The organism is Chlorogloeopsis sp. ULAP02 (assembly GCF_038404745.2).
Lineage (GTDB): Bacteria > Cyanobacteriota > Cyanobacteriia > Cyanobacteriales > Nostocaceae > Chlorogloeopsis.
The window spans coordinates 89392-104121 of record NZ_JAYKTT020000076.1 but is presented as its reverse complement, the minus strand read 5'-3'; the positions used below and the strand labels follow the sequence as shown (position 1 = coordinate 104121).

Below are 14730 nucleotides of genomic sequence, written 5' to 3'. Positions count from 1 at the left end.
CTTCTGAATAGTTCAGAAGAGCTTTTTATATTACGGTATATTGATATTTTGGTTAAATTTTGGATGTATGTGTAGCGATCGCTTTGTAGTTTCTAATAGATGGTAGATGGTAGTTGCAATTAATGGTCTTTGAGTAGTAATTTACTAGTGAGACTGATCCATATCATTAAGAAGGAATATTTATTGGCAACATTATCTTTTTACTAATACAATCGAGAACAGGCTTGGTTGTATCCAATACAAGCCTAAGATATCCTTAAGTGATTAGTTAATAACTCAGGGTTGAATAGCGATCGCAAAATCAGCAATAATGGTCAACAGAATAAATGATATCGCTTGGCAAGCACATCGGGGTAGCGTTGCTGCGATTATTCAAGTCTTGAACGAAAGATTAGCAGATTCAGGCGTCAGAACCAGAGCTATTTTTGATGATGGCGTTTTGCAACTTCTTTGTGAGGCTAACACGGTAGATCAACTTGAGAAATCCAATTTAGTAAATAAAATTCAGGAAATTCTTGAATCGATAGCACCCCGTAATGTTCGTAAAGTTAATATCAACAGCAGAATTGTACGAGAACAGCAATTATTGTGGTTAGAGGAAATTACCCGTGAGCCAGAAAGTCAACTTCTGTGGTCAGAAGAAATCATATTAGAACAACCTAATACTTTCCAGCAATTAATTAGAGATTTTCAAGATAGACAAGCTGAGTTAGGAAATTCAAATTTACCGAAAACTCAATCTTCTCGTCCTATATTGATTAACAATAATAACCCTAAAAACTTAGACCGAAGACGGTTATTATTTGCTCTAAGCCTATGCTCATTTTTGCTTTTGATAGGCTGGGTTGCTTATAATCTATCATATGGAAAATTTAAACAAACAACACAAAAATCCTCATACCCAGTTGCACAAGCTTCAAAGCTAGAAAATAATAAACAACAGAGAGCTCAAAGTCAGAATTTGCCAAAAGAAGACATATTTTTAGAAGCAGTACGAATAGCTAACCAAGCTTCTGCTGCTGGTAAAGTGGCTAAAAGCTCAACTCAATGGTTAGAAATAGCTGCTAATTGGCAAAGGGCTTCAGATTTAATGAGTCAAGTATTGCCTAGTCATAGTCGTTATAAAGAAGCGCAAATTCGGACTAAGTTGTATCAGCAGTACAGTCAGGCAGCCCAGCAAGAGGCAGAGAAAAGTAAATCTTAAGTTTTTTGTTGGATGATATATGCTATGGGAAAGGCAATTAATCTAACGATAAGTAAGGCTCATCCAACTCTGCAAGAGCTACTTTTATATTAAGCGCGTACATCTTTACAGTCATATTCTGGAAAATATCTAATAGTAACCAATTTTCTCAAGTTTCGTATTGATAATCCTGGGTTTCGCCTAAATTTTGATAAATTTTCTTTTGCACACTAAAACCAAATAAATTTCGGCTATATTCTAGCCACAATTTATCAATTATTAATAAATGCTCACGCGGAAAACCCAATATTATTTTTTAATTACTTTTGCTTACCTTCTATGTAACCCAGCATAATTATATAGAGACATATAGAGACGTGATCGCTCACGTCTCTACAAATCATCAAACTCAACCTGATTAAACACTCATCTCCAACATCCGCTGAATTGGACGCAATGCTGCCAGTCGTATCTCCTCTGACATAGTAATTTCTGGCGCACGATTTTTCATCGCTAAATAAAGCTTTTCTAAGGTATTCAAACGCATAAAAGGACACTCATTGCAATTGCAATTATTAATCGGTGGGGCAGGAATAAAATGCTTTTGAGGTGCTGCTTTTTGCATTTGGTGAATAATACCCGGCTCAGTAGCAACTATAAATTCTTTAGTGAGACTTTCTTGACAATACTTGAGTAATGCTGCGGTAGAACCAATAAAACTAGCATGACGCAAGACAGGAGGTTCGCATTCTGGGTGAGCGATCGCTTCTGCTTCTGGATGTGCAATTTTTAGCTGCACAATCTTTTTTTCTGAGAAGGTTTCATGCACAATGCAGCTACCTTGCCAAAGCACTAAATCTCGATCAGTTTGTTCCATCACGTATCGCCCTAAATTGCGATCAGGAGCAAAAATAATCGGTACATTCTCTGGTATTTGCTGCACAATTTTGACAGCATTGGAACTAGTGCAAATAATATCGCTCATGGCCTTAATTTCGGCCGAACAATTGATGTAAGAAACCACCAGATGATTCGGATGGGCAGCTTTGAAAGCTCCAAACTCCTTTGGAGGGCAACTATCTGCTAAAGAACAACCAGCACTCAAATCTGGTAGAAGTACCATTTTGTCAGGGTTGAGAATCTTTGCCGTCTCTGCCATGAAGTGAACACCAGCAAAGACAATAACATCAGCATTAGTGTTTGCTGCTGCTTTTGCTAGTTGTAGTGAGTCTCCAATAAAATCTGCTATGTCCTGGATATCTGGCTCTTGATAGTAATGTGCCAGGATTACCGCATTCAGTTCTTTTTTCAGGTTCTTAATAGCTGCAAATAAATCCAGTGGTAAGGCACCTGGTTGGTTTTTTTCTCGTTGAACAAGTGCAGTTGTAAACACAGTTTAGCGTAGCTTAATCTTGCTAGTAGTTGTCTTATCTAAGCAATTATAGTAGTTTTTACCAAAAATGACTGGTGGGTCACACTCTCTTTGGCAAAGTTGTGTCAAAACCCTCGTAAATTGCCTAAGCTGGAAACATATGGCAAGGAAAGTGGCATGATCGTTCAGACAACTAATTCAAAAACCTTGAAAATCGCTGTAGTTGGAGATGTTCACGACCAATGGGAAGTCGAAGATGGTATTGCACTTAAGCATCTCGGTGTTGACTTAGTGCTGTTTGTCGGGGATTTTGGCAACGAGTCGGTAGAAGTGGTAAGAGCGATCGCCTCCCTTGAGATTCCCAAAGCCGCAGTGATGGGCAACCACGATGCTTGGTACACTGCTACGGAATGGGGGCGGAAAAAGTGTCCTTACGACCGTTCCCAAGAAGACTGGGTACAGCAACAATTAGATGTATTAGGTGAAGCCCATGTTGGCTATAGTAAGCGGGATTTTCCCGCTTTCAATTTGACAGTAGTGGGGGGACGTCCCTTTAGCTGGGGTGGCCCAGAATGGAAATTTGCCGATATCTGCAAGCAAAGGTATGGTGTGAGCGATCTTGATGAGTCCGCTGCCCAGATTTTTCAAGCCGTAAAAAGTGCTGCTTATGAGACGGTTATTTTTGTTGGTCACAACGGGCCTTCTGGATTAGGCGATCGCCCAGAAGATCCTTGTGGCAAAGATTGGCATCCTATTGGTGGTGATTATGGTGATCCAGATTTAGCAGAGGCAATATCTCTGACTCTCAATGCTGGTAAAACTGTTCCTCTGGTGACATTTGGTCATATGCATCATACTTTGCGACATACAAAGAAAATGCTACGCAAGCGGGTGTTTAGAAGTCCAGAAGGCATTATTTACTTAAATGCGGCGAGTGTACCTAGAATTTTGGAAAATGGCGGTGAAAAGCTGCGGAATTTTTCCATTGTTCTACTGGAAGATGGTGTAGTTACTCAGGCATCATCTGTTTGGGTTGGTAATGACTTTAAGGTTGCCTCTGAAGAAATTTTGTATGAGCGATCGCGTTCAGTAGTGCAATCTGCATGAGTAATGAGTTATAATTTTTTACTGGTCAGCTTTGTTAGCTGACCGATTTATTGGAGAGGTGGCAGAGTGGTCGAATGCGCTCGACTTGAAATCGAGTGATGTGAAAGCATCCGTGGGTTCGAATCCCACCCTCTCCGTTAAGGAATAAAAAATTGAGAGAACGACTTTAGTTGGAGTCTTTAGTGGAGATGATATTAGCACCAGTAATCCGTGTCGATTCTTCGACTTCTGCTTGGAGTTAACTAATCATTTCTTAAGGTACAATTTCAGGAGCAACAAGTAACCGTAACTAATACTGAGTTTCACTGGATTCTATTCTTTAAGTGAAACCATGAGTTTGTCAATAGAATCAGCCTGACTCTAAGCAGCTTTTACCTCTTCTACATTAGCTCCAGTTGCTGTTCTTGACCTTAACAATTGTTGAGCAAGAGTGTATTATCTAAAAAACTGACGCAATTTGAATATGCAAACAGAAAAACTAGAAGTGCGAGCAAAAATATATTGTTTAGTTAGTAAAGTTTAAATATCGTTGTCTTTGAGACAACATAACTAGACAGATTGGCATTTTATAGAATTAAATTTCAATTAGTTAAACTTACGAGCTACTTTGCTGATTCTTAATAATTACTCGTAGTTATTCTGTGATTTGTTAAATTTCTCGTTTTTCTTGAATTTATCCAATTGTTTTGTCAGAAGATAAATAAAGACTTGGACAGGATTAAGTGTAGTACTTGTATGAGAGTGAGCGTAATAATACCATGTTTTAATGCAGCTGATACTATAGCTGTGCAATTGGAAGCACTTGCTAATCAAAAATGGTCACAGCCTTGGGAGACTATTATTTCTGATAATGGCTCAACGGACAATTCAATGTCAATTGTAGAGCAGTACAAGACACGCATACCTAATCTTCGCATTATCGATTCATCTGATCGCCAAGGCCCAGGACATGCTCGGAATATGGGTGCAAAGGCAGCAAAAGGAGATGCGCTACTATTTATAGATGCCGATGACGAAGTTGCTCCTGGATGGTTGGCAGCGATGGGTGAGGCACTTTCCAAATATGATTTTGTTGCTGGACGACACGAATTGAAGAAGCTCAACGAAGCTCAGATTCTCAGGTGGTATGAGCTAGAAAGTTCTACTGGGGCAATTGTGGAAAATCAATACCTGCCATTTGCAGGTGCAGGTAACCTGGGAGTTAGGCGTTCGCTCCATAATGCCATTGGCGGTTTTGATGGAGAATTGCTTCTCGTTGAAGATGTTGACTACTGCTGGAGAATTCAGCAAAGAGGAACAAAACTTCACTACGTGCCAGAGGCGATCGCTCATATTCGTTTGCGTACTAACCTCATTGGTGCATACAAAAGAGCTTGGAAGATGGGTACTTGCGAGGCATTACTGTATAAAAAGCATCGTCCGCTTGGTATGCCTCAAATGATGACATGGAAAACCTTTCTAAAAACAGCGGTAATTCTTACTTTTCAAGTGTTGCTTTTACAAATTCGTGATCAAGAAAGTTTAGCTAAATGGTTGATGAGTTTTGGCTGGCGTGCGGGGCAGCTGCGAGGTTGTATTAAGCATCGGTATTTACCAGTTTAGTCAAAGTTTTTGAGAAAAAATAACTAGAATATTGGGCGAATTGGCGAAGTATTTGGATAAAGAAATTCTGAATGCGATCGCCTACTATAATTGAGTTCTTTATCTTTAGATACAACCTACTTATGCGGCTGCAAAGAATTTATTCTCAGATACTCGGAAAGTTTGAAAATGCTTGGCAATTAATTCAAGCTGAAATATTATTTCGCTGGATCTTACCTACGAAAAGTAAACCGCTATCAGTAAGCCAAAAACCAACAATGGTATTTGCTCCCCATCAAGATGATGAAACTTTTGGTTGTGGCGGAATGATTGCTCTCAAACGCGAGCTTGGAGTTCCTGTTAAAGTTGTTTTTTTGACTGATGGACATAAATCATACTTTCAGATCAAACCAGAGGACATTGTTGAAGTTCGCAAACAAGAGGCTACAACCGCACTCAATATATTAGGAGTTGAATCACCAGAAGACATATATTTTATCGATCAACCAGATGGCGAACTACAGCATATTTCTGGCGAGCAACAATCAAATACTATTCATCAGTTAGTTCAGTTATTAAAGTCTTTTCAGCCAGCGGAGGTTTACGTTCCTCATCAAAAAGACAAGCATCATGATCATGAGGCTACTTATGATTTAGTTGACGCTGCACTTCAAGAATCTGGAATTAAAGCTCAAGTCTTCCAATATCCAATCTGGCTATTTTGGAAGATGCCACCACTTTTTAAAGTAAATCTAAAACCTTTAGGTCAGTCTTATCAATTATCTATTAAGCCTGTATTCAATAAAAAACAACAAGCAATTCAAGTGTATGATTCTCAACGTCATACCTTGCCTTTCAGCTTTATGAGAAGATTTTTCTTACCTTCTGAAATCTTTTTCCAGCAAGAGAATTAATATTTTCCTCGGCAAATAATTTTTTACTGATTAATTTAACTACCAAGGCAGTAAAATCTACCTGCCTTGAAGTTGCTCTATTATTGGGGGAAAGTGGTGTGTATCCATGTATCTACTCATTGAGTATTTTGTGTTCTGCTTTATGTGCTTTTATTCATTCGCTCTGACTACAATTTTAGGGAGAATTTCGGTGCTTTCCAATACAGTTTATTTATACACTTGAATTAGAGCCATTTACGTGTATGAAAATCTCATGAATATTAGCGTAATCATACCGTGTTTTAATGCAGCTGACACTATCGCTATTCAACTAGAAGCACTTGCTAATCAACAATGGTCACAGCCTTGGGAAGTTATTATTTCCGATAACGGCTCGACTGACAACTCAATCTCGATTGCACAAGAGTATAAGACACGCATACCTAATCTTCGCATTATTGATTCATCTGATCGCCAAGGAGCAGGACACGCTCGCAACGTTGCTGCAAAAGTTGCCAATGGAGATGCACTACTATTTATTGATGCTGATGACGAAGTTGCTCCTGGATGGTTAGCAGCAATGGGTGAGGCACTTGCCAAGTATGATCTCGTTGCTGGCTACGATGATTACAAGAAGTTAAACGATCCTTGGATAGTTAAGTGCTATCAATATGAAAATGGTACTGGAGTAATTGAAAATACATATTATTTGCCATTTGCAGGTAGTGGCAATTTGGGTATTAAGCGCTTACTTCATGATGCCATTGGTGGTTTTGATGAAACGCTATACCAAAGCGAAGATGTAGACTACTGCTGGAGAGCGCAATATACAGGAGCTAAACTTCAATATGTGCCAGAGGCGATCGCTCATATCCGGTTGCGCGATACTCTAACAAGTGTATATCATCGCAGTTGGGCTGTGGGCAAAGGTGGAGTTTTGGTGTATAAAAAGCATAGACCGCTGGGTATGCCTCAACTAGTAACATGGAAAACCTTTATAAAAACAGCGATGATTTTGACTTTTCAAGTATTGCGTTTGCAAATCCGTGACAAGGAAAGTTTAGGTCGGTGGTTAATGAGTTTTGCTTGGCGTGCAGGGCAATTGTGGGGTTGTATTAAATATGGTTATTTGCCAGTTTAGATGTTACTAATTTGACGCAGATTTAAGCGATCGCTTTTCATATCAAGTTCGGTTGAACACTTCTTAATTAAGGCTGACGCGGGGACACGGTGATACGGAGACGCGGAGAGTTGTTCTGATAAGCAATTAGGTGGGTATGATCTCAAATATTCAAGAAAGCTAGGGTAATGAGAGGTAATATCATCCCTAAGCTTTGAGAAATTGACACCAACCGATTTGGTTGGTGTCGGTGCTTTTAGGAAAGAAAATTTCTTAAGCTTCGACTTTTACACCCCGCCAGAAGGCAACATAACCCTCAATATTCTTGGCTTTTTCCTTAGCGCTGGGATAGTACCAAGCGGCGTCTTTATTAACTTGTCCATCTACTTCGATGCTGTAGTAGCTAGCAACACCTTTCCAAGGACAAGTAGTGTGGGTGTCACTGTTTTTGAAGTACTCTTTGTGAATTGAGTCAGGAGGAAAGTAATGGTTACCTTCCACGACTACAGTATTCTCGCTTTCGGCTAAAACAGCGTCATTCCAAATTGCTTTCGGCATAAGTGATTTTACGAGTAAACTGCACACATAACATTTTGACACTTCTAAACCTTGCACGACATTTTTTAATTCACGCACCAGACGCATTAGACGCCCTCCCGGCGGCTTCCCGGAGGGTAGGCGCAGAGAGTAGGTAGCAAATCATTTGTGCTTTTATAATCATTGTTATCAACTAATCACGCAGAATGCTCCAAAAAAAGCGATCGCTATGTCTCAATCTCCCCATTTAGAAAAAGCGCTCAAATATCACTTCGGTTACGATAACTTTCGCCCTGGACAAAGACAAGTCATCGAAGATGCGCTCTCTAATCGGGATCTACTTATTATCATGCCGACTGGTGGTGGTAAATCACTGTGCTTTCAGCTACCAGCATTAATCAAAAAAGGTCTAACTGTGGTAGTGTCGCCTTTAATCGCCTTAATGCAAGATCAGGTGGAAGCACTGCGAAAAAATGGTATTGCGGCAACGTTTCTCAATAGCAGTCTCAACTCTCATCAAACGCGATCGCGCGAACAATATATCTTGGGCGGTAAAGTCAAATTACTCTACGTTGCTCCCGAACGTCTCCTCAGTGAAAGATTTCTGCCATTTCTCGATTTAGTACATCATCAAGTCGGTATTTCTGCCATTGCCATAGATGAAGCACACTGTGTTTCCGAGTGGGGACATGACTTTCGCCCAGAATACCGCCAGTTGATTTCGTTACGGAAACGTTACCCTGATATTCCAGTTTGGGCGCTCACTGCCACAGCAACCGATCGCGTTCGTATTGATATTATTCAACAACTAGGATTGAAAGAAGCTAGCATCCACGTCGCTAGCTTTAATCGTCAAAATCTTTATTACGAAGTCCGTACTAAAAAAAAGAATTCTTACGCCGAACTGTTGGAGTTGATTCGCGAGACAGAAGGTTCGGGAATTATTTACTGCTTGACGCGCAAAAAAGTAGATGAACTCACTTTTAAACTTCAGCATGACAAAGTTTCGGCTCTACCGTACCATGCTGGTTTAACGGATGAAGAACGCAGCCAAAATCAAACTCGGTTTATTCGCGATGATGTGCGCATAATGGTGGCAACTATTGCCTTTGGCATGGGAATTAATAAACCGGATGTGCGGTTTGTGATTCACTTTGATATTCCCCGTAATTTAGAAAGTTATTATCAAGAATCTGGCAGAGCAGGTAGAGATGGAGAAGCTTCGCGCTGTACGCTTTTCTATAGCTATGGTGACGTCAAAACAATTGAGTATCTCATCAGTCAAAAAAGTGACTCTCAAGAACAATTAATTGCCAAACAACAATTGCGGCAAATGATTGATTATGCAGAAGGTACAGACTGCCGCCGCACTATTCAACTCGGTTATTTTGGCGAGCGATTTACAGGTAATTGTAATAATTGCGACAACTGCCGTTATCCTAAACCAGTAGAAGATTGGACAGTAGAAGCAATGAAATTTTTATCTTGTGTGGCGCGTTGTAAAGAAAAATTTGGCATGGGCCACATTATAGATGTATTGCGGGGAGCAAAAACTCAAAAAATTAGCCAATACGAACACGACAAACTTTCGACTTACGGCATTGGTAAAGATAGAGGTATAGAAGAGTGGCGTTTGCTCGGACGTTCTCTTTTACATCAAGGCTTACTAGAACAAACTAGCGATGGTTACGCAGTCTTGAAACTTAATTCCTTGAGTTGGGAAGTGATGCGGCGACAACGCCAAGTATCTATTGCCGTTCCCATACTACAAAAGATTACTTGGAATGAAGAAACTACAAGAGCAACAGAAGCAGAAATGCTATTACAAAAGCTGCGATCGCTTCGTAAACAACTTGCTGATGAACAGTCTGTGCCACCTTACGTAATTTTTGCCGATTCTACTTTGAAGTTAATGGCACAGAGCAAACCTCAAACGAAAGAAGCGTTTGCAAAACTCTCAGGCGTGGGTAGTCATAAACTTACCCAGTATGGCGAAAAGTTTATTACCGAAATTCGCAACTACTGCCAAGAATCTGGCTTCCAACAGCAGCAAATCAATGCCACCGATTTTCTTGACTTACCTTCAACTACAGAATTACAAACATTAAAGTTGTATCAACAAGGTTTAAGTATTGCCCAAATAGCCGAGAAACGCAATCTTCGTCCGACAACAATCATTCGCCATCTTTGTGATTTAATTGAGAAAAACCAATCAGTAGATATAAACCAATTGGTTCCTCTACAAAAGCAGCAAAAAATTTTGCAAGTTTTCGACACTCTTGGAGATATTTCTCTGACTCCCATTAAAGAGTATTTGGGTGAAAACTATAGTTTTGATGAAATTCGACTAGTCAGAGGTAAATGGCGACAGAAAAGCCCCAAGTAATACTATAAATAACCCCACCCGCACTAAAGTAATATCTCCGACTTCTACCCTCCGGAAAGCTACCCCAAGGGTGTCTACAAGAAGTCAGGGATCTGTGTTTTTAGCATTTGTTCTTAAGGGTAGCTAGGTACTTCTTTGCCAGTCTCTTGTGGCGCGGAGACATTTGACAAAGGTTCAGTAGCTTTACTTTTAGCTACCGTCATCATTGATAAAAACTTGGGGAAGGCAAGACATACAAAAGTACTAACAAGTGTTAGGAATAAACCATCTATTAAAGACATATATAATTCCCCTTTCAAAAATTGTGTCTATTCATCTATTCTTAAATAAAAATTTGATAATAGTGAAATCTGAACTTTTGAATTTCTTTTAGCTTATATAAGCTATATTTAATATTTATTTTTGTATCAATCGATAAGCTTTTAGACAATTCTAGAATTGTGAAATTTTAGTCTAATTTAGTGAAAGTTTTGGTTATATAATGCCATAGTTTAGACAGAAAAACAATGTATATGTTTATTGGAATAATCAATAATATCCATAAAGAGTATGAGATAAGTAGAAGGCAGGAGGCAGTGAACACCTTGCGTTTGTGTCTACTTACAGAAGTCACTACGCGCAAGAGTGAAGGTAGGCAGAGGATAGAAGGCAAAGAGCTTCTGTTATTCAGTTTCTGGCGAGCAGCATTTTATGTTTAATTATGTCTACCTACTTAATAGAAGTGAAAAAACAGAAGCCCGACCTTTTTAAAGAAGTCGGGCTTCTTAGCGTTTACAAATACTTGAAATACAAGGCTATATTTAGTTTGTGTTCTATTCACTCACCCATTAGCAGAGCATTTACTACAGAAATGAGGGCTGAATTTACATGAGGGGCTGCCTGTCAACGCGTAAGATGTGCAATAAGGAAAGGTAGTGATTTCGTATTTGGCTTTCTGCGCAGTGGAAATAGCCTTTACAAATTTAGTTTCTTTGGCTTTCGGATTAAAAAAGATACTTAAAAGCTTGGGAAACATCATACAAGCAAAAGTACTGGTAGTCGTCAGTAATATTGAATCTATCCAATCCATAGATAATCACCTCTTTTGCGTCATAGGCGTCTACTGCTTTCAGTTGGAAATAAACTTTACATAACCAACCAAAAATAAAATTAGCATTACATTTTTCTATACTATTTAATTATACTATAGATTTATTTATATATGTACACTAATAATGCAAATTTTATTTAGACAAATGGTCTTGTATCGATTGAGGTTGGTTATTTTAGCTGTATGGCAACATCAGCTATAAAAATAATTTCCTGATTACTTAGGATAGGTGTAATGTTAAAAACTTCTGTAGAAAATCCTTTTCTTGCCAATATTTCTGAACGGGAACGCCAATTAATCAAGCGTTTAACTGATTACTCAAATGTGGAGTCGCTGTCAGAAATTTGGCCATTAGCGGCACAAAAATTTGGTAATACTGTTGCTCTACGCGATCCTCATGCTCAAAGCGAGGTAGTCCTGACTTATACTCAGCTGTGTCAACAAATTCAACAATTTGCGGCGGGCTTACAGGCGTTGGGAGTCAAAGCAGGCGATCGCATTTCCCTAATTTCTGACAACAGCCCGCGTTGGTTTATTGCCGATCAAGGCATGATGACTGCTGGAGCAGTGAATGCAGTGCGTAGCTCCCAAGCCGAGAGAGAAGAACTGCTATTTATCTTGGCAAATAGCGGCAGCACAACCTTGGTAGTAGAAGACTTAAAGACACTCCAGAAGTTACGGGAACGTCTTGACGAACTACCAATTCAATTAGTCATCTTGCTTTCGGATGAAGCTCCACCAGACGCAGAAACCTTGAAAGTTTATTCTTTTCCCCAATTGATGGAAATTGGGGCGCAACATCATCTAGAGCCAGTCAAACAAACTCGTGACCAGCTGGCAACATTAATTTACACATCTGGGACTACAGGTAAGCCCAAAGGTGTGATGCTCAGTCATGGCAACTTGTTGCATCAAGTAACTACGTTAGGCGCAATAGTGCAACCAAAACCTGGAGACATGGTTCTGAGTATTCTCCCCACCTGGCACAGCTACGAACGCAGTGCTGAGTATTTCTTACTTTCTTTAGGTTGTACGCAAGTTTATACTAACCTGCGCTCGATCAAGCAGGATTTAAAAAAATTTAAACCTCATTACATCATTGCTGTACCGCGCCTTTTAGAATCTATTTACGAAGGAGTGCAAAAACAGTTTCGTGAACAACCAGCTTCTCGGCAACGCCTAATAAATTTCTTTTTTGGTATTAGTGAAAAATACATCAAAGCGCGGCGAACAGCCGAGGGTTTGAATTTACTCAATCTCAATCCTTCCTTTGGAGAGCGGTTAGCTGCCGTTACGCAAGCTGCTGCTTTAGAACCTCTACACGCCTCAGGAGAACGCTTAGTTTACAAAAAAGTTAAGGAAGCAACTGGGGGAAGAATCAAGCAAATGATTAGCGGTGGTGGTGCGCTTCCCAAGCATATCGATGACTTTTTTGAGATTATTGGAGTTGAGGTTTTAGTTGGCTACGGATTAACAGAAACTTCACCTGTCACCCATGCACGACGGTATTGGCGAAATTTACGTGGTTCGGCTGGACAACCAATACCAGCTACAGAAGTCAAAATCGTTAATCCTGAAACTCGTCAACCTCTATCAACAGGGGAAAGAGGATTAGTTTTGCTACGGGGGCCGCAAATTATGCAAGGTTATTATCAAAACCCTGAAGCAACAGCCAAAGCAATCGATTCTGAAGGTTGGTTTGATAGTGGTGACTTGGGCTGGGTGACACCGCAAAACGACTTGATTCTAACCGGACGAGCAAAAGATACAATTGTATTAACAAATGGAGAGAATATCGAACCACAGCCAATTGAGGATGCTTGTGTGCGATCGCCCTACATCGATCAGATCATGCTTGTCGGACAAGATCAAAAGAGTCTGGGTGCTTTAATTGTTCCTAATCTAGAAGCTCTAGAAAAATGGGCGCAAAGTCAGAATCTCCAACTCTGTATAGAAGATAAAATTGTGACTTCAGGTACCAGTCAAACAATAAATCTGGAGAGTAAAATAATCCAGGATTTATTTAGGCAAGAATTGAATCGGGAAGTGCAAAATCGCCCTGGCTACAGACCGGATGATCGCATTGGCCCATTCAGGTTAATTCTGGAGCCATTTTCAATTGAAAATGGCATGATGACACAAAAGCTAAGTATTAAGCGTCATGTCGTGATGGAACACTATCGCGATATCATTAACGGAATGTTTGCCTAGTAAGTCCACTGCAAACTTTAAAGTCAACTTCAACCCTTTATGGATGTCTCCAAGCCTCAACTGCTTCTAAAACGCGTCGTTAACGTTAAAGCCATTGTCACTCCTCTATGGAAAGAGGAAGTGCAGCAGCAACTGCAAGCGCAAATCAATCAAACTGATCAGCAATTGCAACAGTTGGACATCCAAGGACAACGAGCGGTTGCAGAAATTCAAAAGCAAAGCCTGCAACCGCCTGGGCCTCAAACTCTCCAACAAATTGAGAATATCCAATTTCAAGTCAATCAAAAGAAAAGCGAACTGCTAGAGCAGAAAAACCAAAGTCTGCAAAATTTACAGCAAGTACAGCTTTTAGAGTTAGACCAAGAAGTCAACCAATTTCAGATGGAAGGCTTTTTCCGGATTGAACCGGGGGATAACTTGATTAGTAAAATGCAGGTCGAAATAGTGCTGCGCGATGGCGTTGTAGAAGAAATTCGCGGCGATATTTGAGTAACAGGGAACAGGGAACAGGGAACAGGGAATAGTATGTTTGTCTTGCTATTGATAACTGCTAACTGCTAACTGCTAACTGTTAATTGAAAACTCCTCACATCACACCTGGTCGCTCCTCACTATTTGCTTCTTGCTACTCGTACTTTCGGCTACTATTGGCAGGTAGCCATTGCCAACTTCTGCTTGCTTTGATTTATAAAACATTTTTCTTGAGAACCAGCCCAAGTAATTTGCCATAGAGGTGGGGAGCTAGCAAGCAGCGACCGCCCAAAACTTGTCAATTCTACTCGATACTTCACCGCATTTCCAGCATTCCTTTTCTCCTTTGTTTTAGTAATCGTTACCAATGCCTGATTCGGTTGCGGATAAGATACCTCTACTTTGCGGGTTCCTCGTTCTGATTCCACAATATCAAAAGCATCAAGGGCGAGGGCGGCAGGATCGCTGCCTTGAAGAACCGACTTGATGCTATCGAGAGGTATGGTTTTATAGTTGGCCCGCTCTGGGTTTGCCACTAGTTCTTGGGCTGAGACGGCAGCAGAAATATGCTGCTGTTGCCCATTGACAGAAAACTGTACAGATTGCTGGCGGGTATTTATATAAACTCCGGCAGCGGTGGCAAAGATACTGAGTACCAGAATGGCCAAAATCTTAGACTTTGCCGACATAAAAAATTAAAAAGCACTTTCCAACAGTTTAATTATCAATCTTGAATTTTAGATTGCGAGATCGCCAGATTTCCTCTTGCTGTTGAGTAA

13 protein-coding genes and 1 tRNA gene are annotated in these 14730 nt (G+C 40.1%); 9 read left to right on the top strand and 5 right to left on the bottom strand.

Annotation, left to right across the window (positions count from 1 at the left end):
- The first annotated feature begins 310 nt into the window (after window positions 1–310).
- Entirely contained in the window at window positions 311–1204 is an 894-nt protein-coding gene (locus U2718_RS27150; protein ID WP_341993019.1) for a hypothetical protein, read from the top strand.
- 148 nt (window positions 1205–1352) lie between these two features.
- On the opposite strand, the gene U2718_RS27145 is transcribed toward U2718_RS27150, so the two are convergent.
- Window positions 1353–1490: a GUN4 domain-containing protein gene (locus U2718_RS27145; RefSeq protein ID WP_341993020.1), complete on the bottom strand. Its 138-nt coding sequence runs from the start codon at window positions 1488–1490 to the stop codon at window positions 1353–1355.
- Between the two features lie 111 nt (window positions 1491–1601).
- Window positions 1602–2576, bottom strand: coding sequence for a quinolinate synthase NadA (gene nadA / locus U2718_RS27140; protein ID WP_341993021.1), 975 nt, complete (start codon window positions 2574–2576; stop codon window positions 1602–1604).
- Window positions 2577–2732: 156 nt separating this feature from the next.
- Here nadA and U2718_RS27135 point away from each other — a divergent pair, with 156 nt between their 5' ends.
- The 5 genes from U2718_RS27135 (at window position 2733) to U2718_RS27115 (ending at window position 7277) form a co-directional block, all read left to right on the top strand.
- Window positions 2733–3662: a TIGR04168 family protein gene (locus tag U2718_RS27135; protein ID WP_341993022.1), complete on the top strand. Its 930-nt coding sequence runs from the start codon at window positions 2733–2735 to the stop codon at window positions 3660–3662.
- A 52-nt stretch (window positions 3663–3714) separates the two neighbouring features.
- A tRNA-Ser gene (locus U2718_RS27130) sits at window positions 3715–3799 on the top strand.
- 598 nt (window positions 3800–4397) lie between these two features.
- Window positions 4398–5264 (top strand): glycosyltransferase family 2 protein, encoded by an 867-nt coding sequence (locus U2718_RS27125; protein ID WP_341993023.1) that lies wholly within the window; start codon window positions 4398–4400, stop codon window positions 5262–5264.
- A gap of 122 nt (window positions 5265–5386) precedes the next feature.
- A complete protein-coding gene (locus U2718_RS27120; protein WP_341993100.1) occupies window positions 5387–6157 on the top strand; it encodes a PIG-L family deacetylase in 771 nt (256 codons plus the stop codon).
- Window positions 6158–6410: 253 nt separating this feature from the next.
- Complete coding sequence (locus U2718_RS27115; RefSeq protein WP_341993024.1) at window positions 6411–7277, top strand: glycosyltransferase family 2 protein; 867 nt, start codon at window positions 6411–6413, stop codon at window positions 7275–7277.
- A 252-nt stretch (window positions 7278–7529) separates the two neighbouring features.
- Here the strand turns inward: U2718_RS27115 and U2718_RS27110 are convergent, their stop codons facing one another.
- Entirely contained in the window at window positions 7530–7814 is a 285-nt protein-coding gene (locus U2718_RS27110; RefSeq protein ID WP_341993025.1) for a DUF427 domain-containing protein, read from the bottom strand.
- 208 nt (window positions 7815–8022) lie between these two features.
- On the opposite strand from U2718_RS27110, the gene recQ reads away from it, so the two are divergent.
- Window positions 8023–10179, top strand: a complete 2157-nt coding sequence (recQ, locus tag U2718_RS27105) for a DNA helicase RecQ (RefSeq protein ID WP_341993026.1) — start codon at window positions 8023–8025, stop codon at window positions 10177–10179.
- Between the two features lie 113 nt (window positions 10180–10292).
- On the opposite strand, the gene U2718_RS27100 is transcribed toward recQ, so the two are convergent.
- Window positions 10293–10460: a hypothetical protein gene (locus tag U2718_RS27100; RefSeq protein ID WP_341993027.1), complete on the bottom strand. Its 168-nt coding sequence runs from the start codon at window positions 10458–10460 to the stop codon at window positions 10293–10295.
- A 1043-nt stretch (window positions 10461–11503) separates the two neighbouring features.
- Between U2718_RS27100 and U2718_RS27095 the strand changes: the two genes are divergently transcribed.
- The gene (locus tag U2718_RS27095) at window positions 11504–13480 is read left to right on the top strand and encodes an AMP-dependent synthetase/ligase (RefSeq protein WP_341993028.1); all 1977 of its coding nucleotides are present in this window, start codon (window positions 11504–11506) and stop codon (window positions 13478–13480) included.
- A gap of 39 nt (window positions 13481–13519) precedes the next feature.
- The gene (locus U2718_RS27090) at window positions 13520–13969 is read left to right on the top strand and encodes a YlqD family protein (RefSeq protein WP_016876482.1); all 450 of its coding nucleotides are present in this window, start codon (window positions 13520–13522) and stop codon (window positions 13967–13969) included.
- Between the two features lie 155 nt (window positions 13970–14124).
- Here the strand turns inward: U2718_RS27090 and U2718_RS27085 are convergent, their stop codons facing one another.
- A complete protein-coding gene (locus U2718_RS27085; RefSeq protein WP_341993029.1) occupies window positions 14125–14640 on the bottom strand; it encodes a hypothetical protein in 516 nt (171 codons plus the stop codon).
- Between the last annotated feature and the right edge of the window lie 90 nt (window positions 14641–14730).